Below are 19,000 nucleotides of genomic sequence, written 5' to 3' on the forward strand. Positions count from 1 at the left end.
GCGCATGTCATGAGTTACCTGTTAGCGTTAGATGCCGGGACCGGCAGCATTAGGGCGGTAATTTTCGATCTCAACGGCCGCCAGATTGCGGTCGGCCAGGCCGAATGGAAGCACCTGAGCGTGGACAATGTCCCCGGCTCGATGGAGTTCGACCTTGGCACCAACTGGCAGCTGGCCTGCCAGTGTATCCGCCAGGCGCTGGCCGCCGCCCATCTCTCTGCGGGGGATATTCAGTCCGTCGCCTGCTGCTCGATGCGTGAAGGCATCGTGCTTTACGACCGCAACGGCGAGGCCATCTGGGCCTGCGCCAACGTTGACGCCCGCGCCAGCCGGGAGGTGGCGGAGCTCAAAGAGATCCACGACAACCATTTTGAATCGGAAGTGTACGGCGTGTCGGGGCAGACCCTGGCGCTAAGCGCCATGCCGCGCCTGCTGTGGCTGGCCCATCATCGCCCGGATATTTACCGCAGCGCGGCGACCATCACCATGATCAGCGACTGGCTGGCGGCGAAGCTTTCCGGCGAGCTGGCGGTCGACCCCTCTAACGCCGGGACCACCGGCATGCTCGATCTGTTCAGCCGCGACTGGCGGCCGGCGCTGCTGGATATGGCCGGACTGCGGGCCGACATTCTTTCGCCGGTAAAAGAGACCGGCAGCGTGCTGGGGGCAGTAACCGACGCGGCGGCGGCGCAAAGCGGGCTGCGCGCCGGCACGCCGGTGGTGATGGGTGGCGGTGACGTCCAGCTCGGCTGCCTCGGGCTAGGCGTGGTGCGCGCCGGGCAGACCGCGGTGCTCGGCGGCACCTTCTGGCAGCAGGTGGTGAACCTGCCGGAAGTGCGCACCGATCCGGAGATGAATATTCGCGTTAACCCGCACGTCATTCCCGGTATGGCGCAGGCGGAGTCCATCAGCTTCTTCACCGGCCTGACCATGCGCTGGTTCCGCGATGCCTTCTGCGCGGAAGAGAAGCTGATTGCCGAACGCCTCGGCGTCGACGCCTACAGCCTGCTGGAAGAGATGGCCAGCCGCGTGCCGGCGGGTTCTCACGGGGTGATGCCGATCTTCTCTGACGCCATGCACTTTAAGCAGTGGTACCACGCCGCGCCGTCGTTTATTAACCTCTCCATCGACCCGGAAAAATGCAATAAAGCCACCCTTTTCCGCGCGCTGGAAGAGAACGCGGCGATTGTTTCCGCCTGTAACCTGGCGCAAATTTCGCAGTTTTCCGGCGTGAAGTTTGACGGCCTGGTCTTTGCGGGCGGAGGCTCAAAAGGCGCGCTGTGGAGCCAGATCCTCAGCGATGTTACCGGCCTGCCGGTACGGGTGCCGGAGGTCCGCGAGGCGACGGCGCTGGGCTGTGCGATCGCCGCCGGTGCTGGCGCCGGGCTATACAGCGATATGGCGGCGACCGGCGAGAAGCTGGTGAACTGGCATCGGGAATTTACGCCCAATCCGGCGCACCGCGAGCTGTATCAGGAGATGATGGCCAAATGGCAGTCGGTGTACGCCGAGCAGCTCGGTCTGGTGGATAGCGGGTTGACAACCTCAATGTGGCAGGCGCCGGGTCTGGCGCATCGCCAACGCGTAACGCCATAGCCCCTCTTCTTCTCCTCCCCACCGAGGGAGGAGGAACTCTTCACCGTTCTTTGAATCCCATCACAATCGCCGCACTCCCCTTTTCCCTTTTCGCCCGCGACGGCTAAATTAGTAACTCATCCGACCACATAACAATAATTTTACACTGGAAGAGATTATGAGCCGCTACCCGTCGCTTTTCGCCCCGCTTGACCTGGGGTTCACAACGCTCAAAAACCGCGTGTTGATGGGCTCGATGCATACTGGCCTGGAGGAGCTGCCGGACGGCGCGCAGCGGCTGGCGGCTTTTTACGCCGAGCGCGCCCGCCACGGGGTGGCGCTGATCGTCACTGGCGGAATTGCCCCCGCCCCTTCCGGCGTCACCATGACGGGCGGCGCGGTGCTTAACAACGCCAGCCATCTCTCTCATCATCGCCATATCACCGATGCGGTACACGAGGAGGGCGGCAAAATCGCCCTGCAGATCCTGCATACCGGGCGCTACAGCTACCAGCCGAAGCTGGTGGCCCCTTCCGCGCTGCAGGCGCCGATCAACCCCTTTATGCCTCACGCGCTGAGCCACGAAGAGATCCTGCAGCTGATCGATGATTTTGCCCGCTGCGCCCAGCTGGCGCGGGAAGCCGGGTACGACGGCGTCGAAGTGATGGGTTCGGAAGGCTACCTGATTAACGAATTCCTTGCGGCGCGCACCAACCTGCGCGACGACCAGTGGGGTGGCGACTACGCCCGACGTATGCGTTTTGCCGTCGAGGTGGTCAGAGCCGTGCGGGAGCGCGCGGGCAGCGATTTTATTATTGTCTACCGCCTGTCGATGCTCGACCTGGTCAGCGGCGGCAGCACCCTGGCGGAGGTCACCGCGCTGGCGAAAGCGATTGAGGCCGCGGGGGCCACGATTATCAATACCGGTATTGGCTGGCACGAGGCACGCATTCCCACCATCGCCACCCCGGTACCGCGCGGCGCGTTTAGCTGGGTCACCCGCAAGCTGAAGGGCGCGGTGTCGATCCCGCTGGTCACCACCAACCGGATTAACGATCCCGACGTGGCGGAAGCGATCCTGACCCGCGGAGACGCTGACATGGTCTCGATGGCTCGCCCTTTTCTCGCCGATAGCGAATTTCTCTCTAAAGCGCAGAGCGGACGAGCGGAGGAGATCAATACCTGTATTGGCTGCAACCAGGCCTGCCTCGATCGGATCTTCGCCGGCAAAGTCACCTCGTGTCTGGTCAACCCGCGCGCCTGCCATGAAACCCTGATGCCTATAGTGCCCGTGGCGACGCCGAAGCGGCTGGCGGTGGTCGGCGCCGGCCCTGCCGGGCTGGCCTTTGCCGTTAACGCCGCCTCGCGCGGACATCAGGTTACCCTGTTTGATGGTCACCGCGAGATTGGCGGCCAGTTTAATATCGCCAAACAGATCCCCGGCAAAGAGGAGTTCTATGAAACCCTGCGCTATTACCGTCGAATGCTGGATCTTACCGGCGTCGCGCTGCGGCTTGAAACTCTGGTGACAGCGGACGATCTGCTGGCATTTGATGAGGTTATCCTCGCTACCGGGATCGCCCCGCGGATGCCGGATATCGTGGGGATCGATCATCCCAAGGTGCTGAGCTATCTCAATGTCCTGCGCGATAAAGCGCCGGTCGGCGAGAAGGTGGCGATTATCGGCTGCGGCGGGATCGGCTTCGATACCGCCATGTACCTTAGCCAGTCCGGCATCGCCACCAGCCAGAATATCGGCGAGTTCTGTGCAGAATGGGGGATCGATACCAGCCTGCAGAGCGCGGGCGGATTACGCCCGGAAGGGATGCAGCTGGCTAAAAGCCCGCGCCAGATCGTGATGCTGCAGCGCAAAACCAGCAAGCCCGGCGACGGGCTGGGGAAAACCACCGGCTGGATCCATCGTGCTACCCTGCTGGCCCGCGGCGTCAAAATGATCCCCGGCGTCAGCTATCAACGGATCGATGATGCCGGCTTACATGTGACGATCGGCGGCGAATCTCAGGTGCTTAACGTCGATCATGTGATTATCTGCGCCGGTCAGGATCCCCGCCGCGAGCTGGCCGATCCGCTTCGGACGGCGGGTAAACCGGCGCATTTGATTGGCGGCTGCGATGTGGCGCTGGAGCTGGACGCCCGGCGGGCAATCGCTCAGGGCACCAGGCTGGCGCTATCAATTTAGGGAAAGAAGACCCGACCGGTAGCCCGGCTAAGGCGTCAGCCGCAAGCCGGGGAAGCCGATAAGGCTTAGCGCTGCTTGCGCACCTTTGTCGCTTTCAACACCACAAATTTATTATTGGTGGCGATCGTCGTGCAGTTACCGAACGCGCGCTTCAGCTTGCGGAAATAATCAAGGTGGCGGTTGCCGACAACGTACAGCTCGCCACCGTACTTCAGGCTGCGGCGGGCATCGTTAAACATCTGCCAGGCAATATGATCGGTGATCGCATGCTGCTGATGGAACGGCGGGTTACAGAGGATGGCGGCGAAACGGTCCGGCTCAATATCAGACAACGCGTTATTCACCACAAACTCGCAGCGCTCGATGTCATCCGGCAGGTTGGTTTCAACGTTCAGCCGGCTGGAGGCCACCGCCATATAGGACTCATCGGTGAACATCACCCGGGCGTCCGGGTTTAAGGCCAGCGCTTTCAGGCCAATCACGCCGTTGCCGCAGCCGAGATCGGCGATCTCGCCTTCGATATTTGCCGGCAGATGTTCCAGGAAGAAGCGCGCGCCAATATCCAGGCCGCTGCGGGCGAACACGTTGGCGTGGTTGTGGATCGTCCACGGCGTACCGTCCAGCTGCCAGCTATAGGTCTGCGGCGCATCGGCCACCTCAGGCGCGGTAAAGGTACAGAAAATCAGCCGCGCCTTTTTCCATGCCAGCGATGTGGTGGTGGTGCCGAGGATCTTCTCAAACAGCGCCAGGGTGGAATTATGCACATCCCGCGCTTTGGCGGCTGCAATAATGCGGGTTTCCGGCGTGACAACCGCGCGCAGCGCGCGCAGCTGCTGCTCCAGCAGCGCCAGCTGTTTTGGTACTTTAATTAGCACCAGTTTCGGAGCTGCGGGCAGTTCGCTCAGGGGATCCTGAAAACGTACGCTCTCTTCATCAATGCCGTTCATCCGCAGGTTGTAGCGGGTCGCCAGCTCAGATACGTAGGAATCGTTGATGCTGACCGGATTGCGTTCCGCGAGCGCGCAGCCCAGCGCGCCGAAGCTGTCATTGAAAATGAGCGTCAGGCCGTCGACATCATTCACCTGTTGCAGCAGATATTCATCCGCCGCTTCCCACGCCTGAAGCGCTTCCTCTCCAGCATTTGGCGGGAACCGCTCTAATGTGAATAACTCACCGTTTAACTCTACCTGGCTCATCGCCTTTGTGCCTCCGGAACTCTAAAACCCGCGAGTTTATACGCAAACTTCGCCCAGTAGAATAGAGATGCGCCGATTATCTCCTTCTGCCGGGCGATAGCTCGTTACGCCGGGAGGTCGTCCTGCGCCAGGCGCGACAGGCGTTTATCGTCCAGACTGTACTTGCTCATGATAACAATCAGCAGCGCCACCAGTACCCCGGGGAAGACGGTGAACAGCAGCTTGATCATCTGCAGCGCGGAGTCGGTTTGCTGCGCTGCGCCGCCAACGTAGTCGCCCCATGCCAGCATATAGCCCACCAGCGCGCCGCCGATGGCGATCCCCAGCTTGATGGCAAACAGGTTTGTTGAAAAAACGATCCCGCTGAGTTTTTTGCCGCTGCGTTTCTCTTCCGCATCGATAATATCGGACAGCATGCTCCACTGCAGCGGCGTGGCGGCCAGCTGAATAATATTGATGATAATTACCAGCGCAAAGATAGCGGCCACGTTCCCCGCCGGGACGAAGTACATGCCTATCAGCAGCACCGCCTCGATGGCCATCGAGATTTTAAACCCTTTCACTTTATCAATATTTTTAAAGATAAACGGGGAGAGCATCGCACCCAGCACGCCGGAGGCCAGGGTGGTGGTCAGCAGCAGGCTGCCCAGATCCGCCCGCCCCATAATGTTGTTGACGTAATAGAGCGTGGTCCCGCCTTTAAACAGCACCGCAATCAGGTTAACAACGTTGAGCGCGAAGAGAATGCGCCAGTCCTTATTGGCGAGCAGAGTTTTCAGATCGTCAAGAATGCTGCTTTGGTTGTTGACCGCGATATCCGTGGTGTAGCGCTCTTTCGTCAAGCCGAAGCAGATAAAGAACAGGATGATGCTCAGGCCCCCCATCACAATCATGGTGTAAAAATAACCGTTTTGCACGTTACCCTGACCCAGCCAGGCCACCAGCGGCAGCGCGGTCAGCGAGACAATCAGACCACCGAGCGTACTGAGCGCAAAGCGCCAGGACTGAAGCGAAACGCGCTCGCGGGAATCGTTAGAGATATTATTGATCATCGCGCAATACGGAACGTTAATCGCCGTATAGACCAGTGATAATAAGGTATAAGAAACATAGGCGTAAATCAGCTTGCCAGTATAACCGAAATCCGGCGTATAAAATGTTAAGCAGCAAAGTACGCCAAAAGGAATCGCGAACCATAAAATATAAGGGCGGAATTGCCCATATTTAGTCCGGGTACGATCCGCCACCGCCCCCATTAATACATCGGTCACCGCGTCTAATACCCTTACCGCGAGAAACATGGTTCCCATATGCGCCGGATTTAAACCAAATACGTCGGTATAAAACCAGGCCATAAACAGCATGACCGTCTGCCAGACTAAATTACAACCGGTATCCCCTAACCCATAGCTAAATTTTTCTTTAATACTGATACGGGCAGTGTTCATCGCGCCTCCGCCAGAAAGATCGTTAATATTTGTCCTCTGTACGTTATTGCTTAGGGCTTACCAATTATGTATAAATCATCCTGTTAAATATAAGAAGAGTGTACCCGATGAGTGACGAATCTCCCGTTTTCGAAAAGATCCCCGTGGGCGCCGGCGAGCTATTTACCCTGCGGGTAGATAACATTAATAATTTCAACGGCATAAGCGTAGTCCCTCATTTTCATATGATGGACGAACTGATGTGGTTCAGAGAGTCGGAGGGCAGCTATTCGATTGGCGATGAGAAATTTACGATAAAAAACAATACCCTGATTTTCGTCCCCGCCTTATTGATCCATGAAATGACGCTCCCGGCCGCTGCCAGCCACAAGCGTTATCTTATGCAATTCGAAAAAGAGTGGCTCGAGGGATACGACCTGTCGCTCCCCGCCGCCCACTGCGGCGCGGTCGCTTACCTTTCCGGCGAGGAAGCCGAGCGCCTGGAGCTGCTGCTGAGCTGGTGCGGCGAGTTCAGCGACTTTACCGATTCGCTGTTTCGCTCCCTGATGCAGACCGTGCTGCTGCACGCCTTTAATAGCCTGAAAGATTCCGTCCCCATTACTGAACGCACCAACCACCGCTATCTGAGCGAGCTGATCGAACTGCTGCAATCTATTGATGAGAATGAAAATTTTGAGATGACAACCGAAGAAGCCGCCCGCCGCTGCCGGTGGTCGAAATCCTGGTTTTCCCGCACCTTTAAATCCGCCTTCGGCATCAGCTTCAAAAAATTTATGCTGCTGCGCAAACTGAATATCGCTATCAATCTACTGACCAACACCGACCTGAAGATTAGCGATATCTCGCAAAGCGCCGGCTTCACCGACAGCGCCTACTTCTGCCTCAAGTTTAAGGAGATGATGAACGACACCCCGCTGGCCTTCCGTCACAAAGTCAGAAGCACCGATGCCGTAGGGCGTCGGGCGGAGAAATAACGCGTTTTTGTGAACCGCATCACCAGATAAGTAGACGTTTATTATATAAATAGCCAGAGTCTATATATCCCCGTCGCCTTCGCCTATTTACAATCATCGCTATATTTTGCGCATTAAGGGTAAATACGATGATTCAGAATCCTGTTTTTAAAGGTTTTAATCCTGACCCCAGTATCTGTCGGCGCGGCGATGATTATTATGTGGCTGTATCTTCCTTTGAATGGTTTCCCGGCCTGCCGATTTACCATTCGAGAGATCTCAAACATTGGCAATTACTCACCCACGTTCTTACCGATGATAATAATCCGGATTTAAAAAAGCTGCCCTCCGCCAAAGGCATTTGGGCCCCGAGCCTGACCTGGTGTGAAGAGGAAAAGCTGTTTTACGTTATTTATGGTGTGATGAATTCCATGAATTCACGTTATTTCGATGTAGATAACTATCTTATTACTGCCAGTGAAATCACCGGCCCGTGGAGTGAGCCGGTTTATCTCCACTCTGCCGGATTCGATGCTTCTATCCTGCACGACAGCGACGGTAAAAAATGGATCGTTTCCCTGGAGTGGGAAACCCGCGAAGGTTACGAAAAACCGGGCGCCATTTGCCTGGTGGAGTATTCGCCGCAAACGCGAAGCGTTGTCGGCTATCCGCAGCGGATCTGGCGCGGTGGTACCGATCGCGGCTGTATTGAAGCACCGCATTTGACGCGCCGCGGCGACTATTACTACCTGATGGTCGCCGAAGGCGGTACCGGCTACGGCCATGCGGTCACCATGGCGCGCGCAACGCAGGTCGCCGGCCCCTATGAGGGCGATCCGCAAAACCCCATAATCACCTCCTGGCCGGAGAACTTTAACGCTCGCCACGACGCAGGCCATCTCAAACCACACTACTTCAATCCGCAAACCTATCTGCAAAAAGCCGGGCACGGCAGCTACGTCGAGACCCCAACGGGCGAAGTCTGGTTAACCCATCTTTGCAGCAGACCCTTCCGCAAGGAGCTGCGCTGCCCGCTAGGCCGCGAGACGGCGATACAAAAGATGGTATGGAGCGACGATGGCTGGCTGCGGCTGGCGGCCGGGGGGAACCTCGCTCAGTACCTGGTGGAAGAGTCGAATCTGCCTTCTCAGCCGTTTCCGGCTAAACCAGCCAGGGATGATTTTGATGGGCAGACGCTGGATAACGCCTTCTATGCGCCGCGGATCCGCTTTCAGCGCTTTACCAGCCTTGAGCGTAAGGCGGGTTACCTGGCCTTACGCGGTCAGGAGTCGCTGAGCTCGCTCAATAAAGTCAGCCTGCTGGCGAAAAAGCTCACCTCGGTATACGCCACTATCGTTACGAAGATGGATTTCAGCCCGGAGATTTATCAGCACAGCGCCGGCCTGACGCTCTACTACGACAACATGAACTATCTGTTTTTGCATAAAACCTGGGATGAGGCCGCCGGTGCAGCGCAGCTGGCCATCATTTATATGGATAACGGCGAGCGTCACGACGACCCGCAGAAAATCCGCCTTGCGGAGGGAGAAGTCTATCTGGCGATGGCGATTAACGGCCGGGAGATACAGTGCTCGTGGTCCGTCAATGGCGAGAAATATCAAAATATCGGCGCGGTCTACGACACCTCGCGCTTTTCCGATGAATACAGCGGCTACGGCGAGTTTACCGGCGCGTTTGTCGGTATGGCCTGCGTGGATAGCATGCTGCATCGTAAAGAGGCGCTGTTTGACTTCTTTAGCTACCGGGCGGTAGAAGACGCGATGATCGAGTAACGCCGCCTTTCTGGCATCCTGCCCGCGCGGGGTGCTAGAATCCCCGGCAGTTGTCGCTGAATGACCCAAACAGGCTGCATGAGCACTTTAACCTATCTCCAGGGCTACCCTGAATCCCTGCTGGCGCAGGTCACCACGTTAATCGAACAGAACCGTCTCGGCGAGGTGCTGAAAAAGCGCTATCCGCAGGGTCACGATATCAACAACGATAAAGCGCTGTACCAGTACACCCAGGATCTAAAGTCGCGCTATCTGCGCGGCGCGGCGCCCATTAACAAGGTGATGTACGACAACAAGATCCACGTCCTCAACAACGCGCTCGGCCTGCATACCGCGATCTCCCGCGTTCAGGGCGGCAAGCTGAAGGCCAAAGCCGAAATTCGCGTCGCCACCGTCTTTCGCGACGCACCGGAGGATTTTTTGCGGATGATCGTGGTGCACGAGCTGGCGCACCTGAAGGAAAAAGAGCACAACAAAGCGTTCTATCAGCTGTGCTGCCATATGGAGCCGCAGTACCATCAGCTGGAGTTTGATACTCGCCTGTGGCTGACCCAGCTTTCGTTAGAGCGTTCTGCGCCATAGCGCACTGGTTTTGTCATGATGGCGTGCTACAGTGACGAAAGGTCCCTTTTACGGAGTTCGTCAACGTTTATGATACGTTTCGCAGTTGTTGGCACAAACTGGATAACCAAGCAGTTTGTCGATGCCGCCCATGAAACCGGCAAATATAAACTCACCGCCATCTACTCCCGCAGCCTTGAGCAAGCCCAGGCCTTCGCCAGTGACTATCCCGTCGAACATCTGTTCACTTCGCTGGAAGATTTAGCGCAAAGCCCTGACGTTGACGCGGTCTATATCGCCAGCCCAAACTCGCTGCACTTCCCGCAAACCCGCCTGTTTCTGCGCCATAAAAAGCACGTGATTTGCGAAAAACCGCTGGCCTCGAACCTGCAGGAAGTCGAAGCCGCGATTAAAACGGCGCGGGAAAATAACGTGGTCCTCTTCGAAGCGTTCAAAACCGCCAGCCTGCCAAACTTCCTGCTGCTTAAACAGTCGTTCGACAAGATCGGCAAGCTGCGCAAAGCCTTTATTAATTACTGCCAGTACTCTTCCCGCTATCAGCGCTATCTCGATGGCGAAAATCCCAATACTTTCAATCCGGCCTTCTCTAACGGCTCGATTATGGACATCGGCTTTTACTGCCTGGCCTCCGCGGTGGCGCTGTGGGGCGAGCCTCGCGCGGTGCACGCAATCGCCAGCCTGCTGGAGAGCGGCGTTGACGGCCAGGGCACTGTTGTTCTGAGCTACGGAGATTTCGATGTCACCCTACATCACTCGAAGGTAAGCGATTCGGCCCTCCCGAGCGAAATTCAGGGCGAAGCCGGCGCGCTGGTGATCGAAAAAATCTCCGAATGTCAGAAAGTCTGCTTCGTGCCGCGGGGCGGCAAGTCTCAGGAACTCACCCAGCCGCAGCATATCAATACTATGCTGTATGAAGCGGAGGAGTTCGCTCGTCTGGTCGAAGCCAACGAGGTGGCTCATCCGGGTCTGGAAGTAAGCCGCATCACGGCGAAGCTGCTGAGCGAAATTCGTCGCCAGACCGGCGTGGTCTTCCCGGCGGATAGTCAATCGGTGGCGTAAAGCTGTGTAAATGGTCCGTCGACCTCCATTGACGCCATTTATAACCTGTAATACTTTGTTACGCGCAAAGGGGAGTAACTTCCTTGCCGGCCGATCGTCATTACGATGCGTGAAAAACCGCATCCGGTCGCCGGGCAACAGATTCTTGTTGTAAGTGAGACCTTGCCGGAAGGCGAGGTCTATGCATAAAAGCGCAGCGGCTGCCGTCTTCCGACGTCAGCCGTTTTGTTTTTATGTAAGGAATATCGTAATGAATACTGTCGGCACACCGTTGTTATGGGGCGGATTCGCAGTGGTCGTGGTCATCATGCTGGCTATCGATCTGCTGCTGCAGGGACGGCGTGGTGCGCATAGCATGACCATGAAGCAGGCCGCTGGCTGGTCCATTCTCTGGGTTACCCTCTCGCTGCTGTTTAACGCCGCTTTCTGGTGGTATCTGGTGCAGACCGAAGGTCGCGCCGTGGCCGACCCGCAAGCGCTGGCGTTCCTCACAGGCTACCTGATCGAGAAAGCGCTGGCGGTGGATAACGTCTTCGTCTGGCTGATGCTGTTCAGCTACTTTGCCGTTCCGCCTGCGCTACAGCGCAGAGTACTGGTCTATGGCGTACTGGGCGCGATCGTACTGCGTACAATCATGATCTTCGCCGGCAGCTGGCTGATTTCTCAGTTTGAGTGGCTGCTCTACGTCTTCGGCGCATTCCTGCTGTTTACCGGCGTGAAGATGGCGCTGGCGAAAGAGGATGATTCCGGCATCGGCGATAAACCGCTGGTGCGCTGGATCCGTAATCATCTGCGCATGACGGATAAAATCGAGGGTGAGCGCTTCTTTACCCGCCAAAACGGTGTGCTCTACGCGACGCCGCTGCTGCTGGTGCTGATCCTGGTTGAGCTGAGCGACGTTATCTTTGCCGTCGACAGTATTCCCGCCATCTTCGCCGTGACCACCGATCCGTTTATCGTGCTGACCTCAAACCTGTTCGCGATTCTCGGCCTGCGCGCCATGTATTTCCTGCTGGCTGGGGTTGCGGAGCGCTTCTCCATGCTGAAGTATGGCCTGTCGGTAATTCTGGTGTTTATCGGGATCAAAATGCTGATCGTCGATTTTTACCATATTCCCATCGGCATTTCGCTGGGCGTGGTCGGTGGTATTCTGACATTGACGCTGCTTATCAACGCCTGGGTCAATAAGCAGAACGATCGGAAAAAACAGCTGCAGTAAGAAATAAACGGCCGGGTGAAGACCCGTTTCACCCGGTCGGCAACGTTCACCGCGCATTATTCTTACTCATGTCACAAAATAGTTAATACATAGTTAAAAAATAAGATCCCAACGCGATAAACAGCATTTTACCCTTCCACAACAGCGTTCTTTCCGTATACTCAACCAGGCAAACATCTATTTACATCCGGACATAAACGTTACAAATAACACGTAGCCGGGACGAAAAGCGACATCACTGGAAGGAATGAATTATGGCAACCCCATCACCCCGATCGACCCTGCTACGGCGACTGGCTCAGGGCAGTCTGGTCAAACAAATTTTAATTGGTCTGGTACTCGGCGTACTGCTGGCGACGGTCTCAAAACCGGCCGCCGTGGCGGTTGGACTGCTGGGTACGCTGTTCGTCGGCGCGCTGAAAGCGGTAGCGCCGGTGCTGGTGCTGATGCTGGTCATGGCCTCCATCGCCAACCATCAGCAGGGGCAAAAGACCAGCATCCGCCCGATTCTGTTCCTCTATCTACTGGGGACTTTTGCTGCCGCGTTAACCGCGGTGCTGTTTAGCTTCCTTTTTCCGTCAACGCTGCACCTGAGCGCGGCGGCAGAGAGCATCACCCCTCCGTCGGGTATCGTCGAAGTCCTGCGCGGGCTGCTGATGAGCATGGTTTCTAACCCCATTAACGCGCTGCTGAACGCCAACTATATCGGGATTCTGGTATGGGCCGTCGGTTTAGGGTTCGCGCTGCGCCACGGCAATGAAACAACCAAAAATCTGATTAACGACATGTCCCACGCGGTAACCTTTATCGTTAAAGTGGTGATTCGCTTTGCGCCGCTGGGTATCTTCGGCCTGGTCGCTTCCACGCTGGCGACGACCGGTTTTGAAACCCTGTGGGGCTACGCCCAGCTGCTGCTGGTACTGGTTGGCTGTATGCTGCTGGTGGCGCTGGTGATTAACCCGCTTCTGGTGTTCTGGAAAATCCGCCGCAACCCGTATCCGCTGGTGATGACCTGCCTGCGCGAAAGCGGCGTATACGCCTTCTTTACCCGCAGCTCCGCCGCCAACATTCCGGTGAATATGGCCCTGTGCGAAAAGCTGAATCTGGATCGCGATACCTATTCGGTCTCTATTCCGCTGGGCGCGACCATTAACATGGCCGGCGCGGCGATTACCATCACGGTTCTGACCCTGGCCGCCGTGCATACGCTTAATGTTCCGGTCGATCTGCCGACCGCGCTGCTGCTGAGCGTGGTCGCCTCGCTGTGCGCCTGCGGCGCTTCCGGCGTGGCGGGCGGGTCGCTCCTGCTGATCCCGCTGGCCTGTAATATGTTTGGTATCCCGAACGATATCGCCATGCAGGTGGTCGCCGTGGGCTTCATCATCGGCGTTCTGCAGGACTCCTGCGAAACCGCGCTGAACTCCTCGACCGATGCGCTGTTCACCGCCGCCGCCTGTATCGCTGAAGACGATCAGCTGGCGAAAAACGCCCTGCGCAGTTAATCTCTCCCCTCCCCTCCGCTAACGCGCGGAGGGGTTCTCTTCCTGCACCGCCTTTTCCGCTTTAAACGGATCGATACCGCGCTTTTGCATCCGCCGGAAACGGATGATGTTCATACCATTCATTAGCAGGAAGCTGCCTTCAATCAGGGTGCCGCCGATCGAACCCAGCCAGGCGTTGTGGATAACCCAGCAGGCGGTCGAACACCACATGACGCAGCGGACGGTTAACCCCGAGCAGCGAAAGAGCGCCCAGGTGCTGGCCAGCGTGCCAATAATTGGCAGCAGCTCCATAGCATGCTGCAGCTTTGCCAGCCCCAATACCAGGGTGAGGACAATAAACACGGTCATTACCCACAGCTTACGGGTATGCATAGAGATAAGGGTTCGGACGGTATTGAGCTCAGCACTCATGCCCGCCGGATACGCGCCCATCAAAAAGAAATGTACGCCAATGGTGGCGCTGTAGACGGCCAGCTGCAGCTTAAAGCGGCGCTCATCGCGGTTGAAAAAGGTCGTAATCCCGATCAGAAAGGCGATAACGCCGACGCCCTGGGCAAGCCAATACGCGGTCATGAAAAGTCCTTATAAAACAAAACGGCGCATCATTATCTGAAACGCCGCTTCCGGAATACCGCCCTTTTATTACTCTAAAGATTTCGCGCCACAGCAAGGCGGCAAGTTTAGACATCCCCGGGAGCTTACTGAAGTAAGTGACCGGGGTGGATAAATGCTGCCAACACAGCGGTGGTGCGAAAGATGACGAGTAATTAAAGGGTGACGCCGCTTTTGAAAATAGCCAGCTCGCGGAAATCATTCCGCTCATTGCAGGTCTGCTTACCGTTCGCAAAGGCCACAATGGTATCGACAAACTCCTCCAGCAGCTGCGGCATCGCTTTACCGTGAATCAGCTGACCGGCATCGAAGTCGATCCAGTGCTTTTTCTTCGCCGCCAGTTCGCTGTTGGTGGCAATTTTTACCGTCGGCACGAAACCGCCGTACGGCGTGCCGCGCCCGGTACTGAAGAGCACCATATGGCAGCCCGCGCCGGCCAGGGCGCTGGTCGCTACCGCGTCGTTGCCCGGGGCGCTCAGCAGGTTCAGGCCGTGCACTTTTAGCCGCTCGCCGTAGCGCAGGACATCGACCACCTGGCTGGAGCCCGCTTTCTGCGTGCAGCCCAGCGACTTATCCTCCAGCGTCGTGATACCGCCCGCCTTGTTGCCCGGCGATGGATTCTCGTAAATCGGCTGGTCATGAGCGATAAAGTACTGTTTGAAATCATTAACCATCGTCACCAGCTTGCCAAACGTCTCTTCATCACGACAGTGGCTCATCAGCAGCTGCTCGGCGCCGAACATTTCCGGCACTTCGGTCAGGACGGTGGTGCCGCCGTTGGCAATCAGATAATCCGAGAACCGACCCAGCATCGGGTTAGCGGTAATGCCGGACAAACCGTCAGAGCCGCCGCACTCAAGGCCAAACTTCAGTTCGCTCAGTTTACCCGGCTCGCGCCTGTCGTGACGCATGACGTCATATAGCTGACGCAGATGCTCCAGCCCGGCTTCCACTTCATCATCCTGGTGCTGGCAGACCATAAAGTGAACGCGCTCAGGGTCGAACTCACCCAGCGTTTCGCGGAAGGCGTCAACCTGATTGTTTTCGCAGCCCAGACCGACCACCAATACCGCCCCGGCGTTCGGGTGACGCACCATGTTTTGCAGCATAGTGCGGGTGTTAATGTGATCGTCCCCGAGCTGCGAGCAGCCGTAGGTGTGGCTGAAAAGGTGAACGCCGTCGATACCTTCCGCGTCGTTGGTTTCCTTCAGAAAACGGTTCTGCATCTGGCGCGCCATGGCGTTGACGCAGCCGACGGTCGGTAGGATCCACAGTTCGTTGCGCACCCCGACTTCGCCGTTAGCGCGACGATAAATCTGGATGTCGCGATCCGCCGGCTGCGCGGCGGGCTCGCTAAGATCCGGTTGATAGCTATACGCGTCGAGATCGCTCAGGTTAGTACGCGTATTGTGGGAGTGAATATGTTCCCCCGGCGCAATATCCGCCAGCGCATGTCCTATCGGCAGACCATACTTAATGACGTTGTCTCCCTTCGCAATCCCGCGCAGCGTAAACTTATGCCCGCGCGCAATATCCTGAGCCAACGTGACCGTATCGCCGTCAATGGTGACTACCGAGCCTGCCGCCATATCCGCCAACGCTACCGCGACGTTATCGTGCGAATGGATTTTAATGTATTGCATATCAACCGACCTCTGGTCTTAGTTCAGTTCAATGGCGAAGTAGTCACGCGCATTGTTAAAGCAAATGTTTTTCACCATCTCGCCCAGCAGTTGAATGTCCGCAGGGGCTTCTCCCGCTTCAACCCAGCGGCCAATCATCTGGCACAGGATGCGGCGGAAGTATTCATGACGGGTGTAGGAGAGGAAGCTGCGGCTATCGGTCAGCATGCCGACAAAGCGGCTCAGCAGGCCAAGCTGCGCCAGCTGGGTCATCTGACGTTCCATACCGTCTTTCTGATCGTTAAACCACCAGCCGGAACCGAACTGCATCTTGCCCGGCATGCCTTCGCCCTGGAAGTTGCCGATCATGGTGCCCAGCACTTCGTTGTCGCGCGGGTTCAGACAGTAGAGGATGGTTTTTGGCAGCAGATTTTCTTCGTTCTGTTTGCTGAGCAGTTTGGACAGCTCTTCCGCCATCGGACGGTCGTTGATGGAGTCAAAACCCACATCCGGCCCTAACAGCTTGAACTGACGCAGGTTGTTATTGCGCAGCGCGCCGATGTGATACTGCTGTACCCAGCCGCGGCGGGCATATTCCGCGCCGAGGAACACCAGAACCGCGGTTTTGAACTGCGCGACTTCACGTTCGCTGAGAGTTTCACCGGCCAGACGGCGCGCCAGGATACTATCCAGTTCGCTTTCGTTGGCTTCCGCGAACAGCACCACGTCCAGCGCGTGGTCAGAAACTTTACAGCCGTGAGCGGCAAAGTGATCCAGACGTTTGGTCAGTGCGGACTGCAGGTCGGCAAAGCGGCGAATATCGGTGTCAGACACTTCGCCCAGCTTCGCCATGTAGTCGTTGAAAGTTGCCTGCTCAATATTGAACGCTTTGTCCGGGCGCCAGCTCGGCAGCACTTTGACGGAGAATGAGCTGTCTTTCGCCACGGAGGCGTGATGCTCCAGCGAATCGACTGGATCGTCGGTGGTGCCGACCATTTTCACGTTCATCTGCTGCATGATGCCGCGGGCGGAGAAGCTCTCCTGCGCCAGCAGATCGTTGCACTGATTCCAGATTTCATCCGCCGTTGCCGGCGAGAGCACCTTACCTGTAATACCAAAAGGGCGGCGCAGCTCAAGATGGGTCCAGTGGTATAACGGGTTACCGATGGTATGCGGTACGGTGGCCGCCCAGGCGTCAAATTTCTCGCGATCGGAGGCGTCGCCAGTGCACAGACGCTCTGCTACGCCGTTGGTGCGCATCGCGCGCCACTTGTAGTGATCGCCTTTCAGCCAGATGTCATACAGATTTTTGAAGCGATAATTCTCGGCAATCTGTTGCGGCGGCAGGTGGCAGTGATAGTCGAAAATCGGCTGGTCTTTCGCGTAATCGTGGTACAGGCGGCGGGCAAACTCGGTATCAAGCAGGAAATCTTCGGTCATAAACGGTGTCATTTTCGTGTCCTCTTCGCCCCCGAAGGAGCCCATCAGATGATTGACTATAATGCTGACAAAGTTATCACACCAATTTCCACAGACCGAAGTATTTTTCGTGAGTTAGATCAATAAACGACGACAAAAAAAGTACCATCAAAGGAGTAAACTCCCCGCCAAAGCGCGCCAGCTCTGGCCTTTGTCGCAAGAATGAATGCCCATACAAACTTTCCCACTTTTGTGACGTCACTCAACTTTTGAAGTTGTATGACAAGTTATCTTGCTGCCGTCAAAACATATAAACCGACGGAATGCATTACCGACGAATAATCACGTCGGATTTACCGGTATGGACACCGAATTTAGACACAACAGTTGATGGCAAGGTTCGGGCCATACGAGGTTTCCTCTCCTGAACCCTCCGTTTCACCTTCTTCGCCTCAGTGACAGGGCTGGAAGATAGCCGCACCCGCTGCGGATATATAACAAACGATGAGGTTTACATGCGTAAAATTAAAGGGTTACGTTGGTACATGATCGCACTGGTGACGTTAGGTACCGTGCTGGGGTACCTGACGCGTAACACTGTGGCGGCAGCTGCGCCGACTCTGATGGAAGAATTACACATCTCCACCCAACAGTATTCCTATATCATCGCGGCCTATTCCGCTGCCTATACCGTCATGCAGCCCGTTGCCGGCTACGTGCTGGACGTGTTAGGTACTAAAATCGGCTATGCCTTCTTTGCGATCGCCTGGGCGGTGTTCTGCGGCTCTACGGCGCTGGCGGGAAGCTGGGGCGGTCTGGCGCTGGCGCGCGGCGCGGTGGGTGCCGCCGAAGCGGCAATGATCCCTGCGGGCCTGAAAGCCAGCTCCGAATGGTTCCCGGCAAAAGAGCGTTCTATCGCCGTTGGCTACTTCAACGTCGGCTCCTCGATCGGCGCCATGATTGCCCCGCCGCTGGTGGTTTGGGCCATCGTGATGCACAGCTGGCAGATGGCGTTTATCATCTCCGGCGTTCTGAGCTTTGCCTGGGCGATGGCGTGGCTGGTTTTCTACAAACACCCGCGCGATCAGAAAAAATTAACGGAAGAAGAACGCGACTACATTATCGGCGGCCAGGAATCTCAGCATCAGACTAACAACGGCAAGAAAATGTCGCCGTGGCAGATTCTGCGCAACCGTCAGTTCTGGGGTATCGCCCTACCGCGTTTCCTTGCCGAGCCGGCGTGGGGGACCTTCAACGCCTGGATCCCGCTGTTCATGTTTAAAGTCTACGGCTTTAACCTGAAAGAGATTGCGATGTTTGCGTGGATGCCGATGCTGTTTGCCGACCTCGGCTGCATCGTTGGGGGTTATCTGCCGCCGCTGTTCCAGCGCTGGTTTGGCGTTAACCTGATCGTTTCGCGTAAAATGGTGGTGACCATGGGCGCGCTGCTGATGATTGGCCCGGGGATGATCGGTCTGTTCACCAGCCCGTTTGTCGCCATCGCCCTGCTGTGCGTCGGCGGCTTTGCTCACCAGGCGCTGTCCGGCGCGTTAATCACCCTCTCTTCCGACGTATTTGGGCGTAACGAAGTGGCGACGGCGAACGGCATGACCGGTATGGCCGCCTGGCTGGCGAGCACCATGTTCGCCCTGGTGGTCGGCGCGCTGGCGGACACTATCGGCTTTAGCCCGCTGTTCGCCGTGCTGGCGGTTTTCGATGTGCTGGGCGCCGTGGTTATCTGGACAGTGCTGAAAAATAAATCAGCGGATGACGACAGTACCCCGCTCGAGACGAGTAAACCCGCCACGCAAAGCTAGACG

At 56.9% G+C, this 19,000-nt stretch carries 14 protein-coding genes; 9 read left to right on the forward strand and 5 right to left on the reverse strand.

What is annotated here, in order from left to right:
* Nucleotides 1-9: 9 nt before the first annotated feature.
* Together lsrK and KCG39_RS15100 are read left to right on the forward strand one after the other, a co-directional pair.
* Nucleotides 10-1,596, forward strand: a complete 1,587-nt coding sequence (lsrK, locus tag KCG39_RS15095) for an autoinducer-2 kinase (RefSeq protein ID WP_049123015.1) — start codon at nucleotides 10-12, stop codon at nucleotides 1,594-1,596.
* A 157-nt stretch (nucleotides 1,597-1,753) separates the two neighbouring features.
* Entirely contained in the window at nucleotides 1,754-3,775 is a 2,022-nt protein-coding gene (locus KCG39_RS15100) for an NADPH-dependent 2,4-dienoyl-CoA reductase (protein ID WP_142468362.1), read from the forward strand.
* A gap of 65 nt (nucleotides 3,776-3,840) precedes the next feature.
* On the opposite strand, the gene rlmG is transcribed toward KCG39_RS15100, so the two are convergent.
* A complete protein-coding gene (gene rlmG, locus KCG39_RS15105; RefSeq protein WP_142468360.1) occupies nucleotides 3,841-4,971 on the reverse strand; it encodes a 23S rRNA (guanine(1835)-N(2))-methyltransferase RlmG in 1,131 nt (376 codons plus the stop codon).
* A gap of 104 nt (nucleotides 4,972-5,075) precedes the next feature.
* Nucleotides 5,076-6,419, reverse strand: coding sequence for a glycoside-pentoside-hexuronide (GPH):cation symporter (locus KCG39_RS15110; protein WP_142468358.1), 1,344 nt, complete (start codon nucleotides 6,417-6,419; stop codon nucleotides 5,076-5,078).
* A 107-nt stretch (nucleotides 6,420-6,526) separates the two neighbouring features.
* Here KCG39_RS15110 and KCG39_RS15115 point away from each other — a divergent pair, with 107 nt between their 5' ends.
* The 6 genes from KCG39_RS15115 (at nucleotide 6,527) to sstT (ending at nucleotide 13,527) form a co-directional block, all read left to right on the forward strand.
* Entirely contained in the window at nucleotides 6,527-7,393 is an 867-nt protein-coding gene (locus KCG39_RS15115) for an AraC family transcriptional regulator (protein ID WP_087828347.1), read from the forward strand.
* Nucleotides 7,394-7,521: 128 nt separating this feature from the next.
* Entirely contained in the window at nucleotides 7,522-9,165 is a 1,644-nt protein-coding gene (locus tag KCG39_RS15120; RefSeq protein ID WP_142468356.1) for a glycoside hydrolase family 43 protein, read from the forward strand.
* Between the two features lie 78 nt (nucleotides 9,166-9,243).
* A complete protein-coding gene (locus KCG39_RS15125; RefSeq protein ID WP_009651851.1) occupies nucleotides 9,244-9,747 on the forward strand; it encodes a M48 metallopeptidase family protein in 504 nt (167 codons plus the stop codon).
* A gap of 69 nt (nucleotides 9,748-9,816) precedes the next feature.
* Nucleotides 9,817-10,806 carry a Gfo/Idh/MocA family protein gene (locus KCG39_RS15130; RefSeq protein WP_004125481.1) on the forward strand — a complete coding sequence of 330 codons (990 nt, stop codon included), beginning with the start codon at nucleotides 9,817-9,819 and terminating at the stop codon, nucleotides 10,804-10,806.
* A gap of 250 nt (nucleotides 10,807-11,056) precedes the next feature.
* Entirely contained in the window at nucleotides 11,057-12,025 is a 969-nt protein-coding gene (locus tag KCG39_RS15135) for a TerC family protein (protein ID WP_004125484.1), read from the forward strand.
* A 254-nt stretch (nucleotides 12,026-12,279) separates the two neighbouring features.
* A complete protein-coding gene (sstT, locus tag KCG39_RS15140) occupies nucleotides 12,280-13,527 on the forward strand; it encodes a serine/threonine transporter SstT (protein WP_004125486.1) in 1,248 nt (415 codons plus the stop codon).
* A gap of 18 nt (nucleotides 13,528-13,545) precedes the next feature.
* Here the strand turns inward: sstT and KCG39_RS15145 are convergent, their stop codons facing one another.
* The 3 genes from KCG39_RS15145 to uxaC form a co-directional block, all read right to left on the reverse strand.
* Nucleotides 13,546-14,100 (reverse strand): YgjV family protein, encoded by a 555-nt coding sequence (locus tag KCG39_RS15145; RefSeq protein WP_049112058.1) that lies wholly within the window; start codon nucleotides 14,098-14,100, stop codon nucleotides 13,546-13,548.
* A gap of 194 nt (nucleotides 14,101-14,294) precedes the next feature.
* Complete coding sequence (locus KCG39_RS15150) at nucleotides 14,295-15,782, reverse strand: UxaA family hydrolase (protein ID WP_004125490.1); 1,488 nt, start codon at nucleotides 15,780-15,782, stop codon at nucleotides 14,295-14,297.
* An 18-nt stretch (nucleotides 15,783-15,800) separates the two neighbouring features.
* Nucleotides 15,801-17,213, reverse strand: coding sequence for a glucuronate isomerase (gene uxaC / locus KCG39_RS15155; RefSeq protein WP_087828343.1), 1,413 nt, complete (start codon nucleotides 17,211-17,213; stop codon nucleotides 15,801-15,803).
* A gap of 482 nt (nucleotides 17,214-17,695) precedes the next feature.
* On the opposite strand from uxaC, the gene KCG39_RS15160 reads away from it, so the two are divergent.
* Nucleotides 17,696-18,997 (forward strand): MFS transporter, encoded by a 1,302-nt coding sequence (locus tag KCG39_RS15160; RefSeq protein WP_004125495.1) that lies wholly within the window; start codon nucleotides 17,696-17,698, stop codon nucleotides 18,995-18,997.
* Nucleotides 18,998-19,000: the final 3 nt, after the last annotated feature.

This window comes from Klebsiella pasteurii (genome assembly GCF_018139045.1).
Taxonomy (GTDB): domain Bacteria; phylum Pseudomonadota; class Gammaproteobacteria; order Enterobacterales; family Enterobacteriaceae; genus Klebsiella; species Klebsiella grimontii.

What these genes read in the sequence shown, in the direction of transcription:
- sstT (WP_004125486.1), top strand. Translation starts at nt 12,280, where the DNA reads ATGGCAACCCCATCACCCCGATCGACCCTGCTACGGCGACTGGCTCAG.
- KCG39_RS15130 (WP_004125481.1), top strand. Translation starts at nt 9,817, where the DNA reads ATGATACGTTTCGCAGTTGTTGGCACAAACTGGATAACCAAGCAGTTT.
- KCG39_RS15100 (WP_142468362.1), top strand. Translation starts at nt 1,754, where the DNA reads ATGAGCCGCTACCCGTCGCTTTTCGCCCCGCTTGACCTGGGGTTCACA.
- uxaC (WP_087828343.1), bottom strand. Translation starts at nt 17,213, where the DNA reads ATGACACCGTTTATGACCGAAGATTTCCTGCTTGATACCGAGTTTGCC.
- rlmG (WP_142468360.1), bottom strand. Translation starts at nt 4,971, where the DNA reads ATGAGCCAGGTAGAGTTAAACGGTGAGTTATTCACATTAGAGCGGTTC.
- KCG39_RS15120 (WP_142468356.1), top strand. Translation starts at nt 7,522, where the DNA reads ATGATTCAGAATCCTGTTTTTAAAGGTTTTAATCCTGACCCCAGTATC.
- KCG39_RS15135 (WP_004125484.1), top strand. Translation starts at nt 11,057, where the DNA reads ATGAATACTGTCGGCACACCGTTGTTATGGGGCGGATTCGCAGTGGTC.
- KCG39_RS15160 (WP_004125495.1), top strand. Translation starts at nt 17,696, where the DNA reads ATGCGTAAAATTAAAGGGTTACGTTGGTACATGATCGCACTGGTGACG.
- KCG39_RS15150 (WP_004125490.1), bottom strand. Translation starts at nt 15,782, where the DNA reads ATGCAATACATTAAAATCCATTCGCACGATAACGTCGCGGTAGCGTTG.
- lsrK (WP_049123015.1), top strand. Translation starts at nt 10, where the DNA reads ATGAGTTACCTGTTAGCGTTAGATGCCGGGACCGGCAGCATTAGGGCG.
- KCG39_RS15115 (WP_087828347.1), top strand. Translation starts at nt 6,527, where the DNA reads ATGAGTGACGAATCTCCCGTTTTCGAAAAGATCCCCGTGGGCGCCGGC.
- KCG39_RS15145 (WP_049112058.1), bottom strand. Translation starts at nt 14,100, where the DNA reads ATGACCGCGTATTGGCTTGCCCAGGGCGTCGGCGTTATCGCCTTTCTG.
- KCG39_RS15125 (WP_009651851.1), top strand. Translation starts at nt 9,244, where the DNA reads ATGAGCACTTTAACCTATCTCCAGGGCTACCCTGAATCCCTGCTGGCG.
- KCG39_RS15110 (WP_142468358.1), bottom strand. Translation starts at nt 6,419, where the DNA reads ATGAACACTGCCCGTATCAGTATTAAAGAAAAATTTAGCTATGGGTTA.